Source organism: Synechococcus sp. R55.7, assembly GCF_047461955.1.
Taxonomy (GTDB): Bacteria; Cyanobacteriota; Cyanobacteriia; order Thermostichales; family Thermostichaceae; genus Thermostichus.
Map to the genome: position 1 here is coordinate 1 of NZ_JANSIC010000404.1, position 933 is coordinate 933.

General features: G+C 59.4%; 1 protein-coding gene. It reads left to right on the forward strand.

The genetic code is table 11. The features are described from left to right. The first annotated feature begins 134 nt into the window (after nucleotides 1–134). Nucleotides 135–626: a hypothetical protein gene (locus NW820_RS12785; RefSeq protein ID WP_414341729.1), complete on the forward strand. Its 492-nt coding sequence runs from the start codon at nucleotides 135–137 to the stop codon at nucleotides 624–626. Nucleotides 627–933 lie beyond the last annotated feature (307 nt).

Genomic DNA, 933 nt, shown 5'->3' on the forward strand with positions numbered 1-933 from the left:
GCCTTCTATCTTGCAACAGCTCCCGCTGCCCGACGCAAAAATTGTTGCTATGGTGAGAACTGCGCCCGGCTTGAGGGATCTTGGCGCCTGCCGGAGCCGTGAAAGTTCGCTCCCCCGCTTGGAGATCGGCATCGATGTCGGATACTGCTCAAACTCACCTTGGCTCCAGCCCAGTGCAAGGACTGGAGTACGTGGTGCTGGGAGTGGCCACTTGCTTCCAGCAGGATCAGGAAGGTCGCCTGGTAGAGGTTTTGGTGGCCGAGCCGGTGCCTGCTGCCGATTTGGACTGCCTGGCCCAAGAACGCCGCAGCACTTCCTATGTTCTCCTCTACGCCACAACCTACGCCGAGATCGTGAACAACGGGATCCCAACTTTGCCTGCCGATGTTTTCCCGCCAGGGGTGTTGTTGGGAGAAGACTTCGTGGAACGGGTGCAGGCAGCGGCCCGCACCTATCGCAGCAAGCCCCAGTTTCGCCATATCCCCCTGCACCAAACCTGCACTCCAGAGCGGGGGGTGTTTAAGCTCAATCACAGCGTTGAGCCCCGACGGATCCTCAACGCGGTTGTGGAGGTGAAGGATGCCGACAACATCAAACAGCACCCCCACACCCATCAACGGCTCTGACTCACTGGGCTGTACGGGTCAGACGTGCCCTGGAAAGCAGGTTGAACCGCCACTCTGGGCTAGGCTTCGGGATCCCTCTACCCTTCTGGAGCAGGTACGCAGCGGTCAGGTTTGGCTGGTTAAGGGAATGGGATCCCATGGGCTGTTGCTGGAGAAAGCTCATATTGTCGAGCTGCTGGAGTTTGGTGCAGCCGTTGGCCTGGCCATCGATCGCGATTGCCGAGCGGTTTTGCCGATCGCGTAAGCGGGACGGAGTCCTTTTGGCCAAGTGTATCTGCAGGCCCCTGCCACTTTTTTGGAGCGTCAG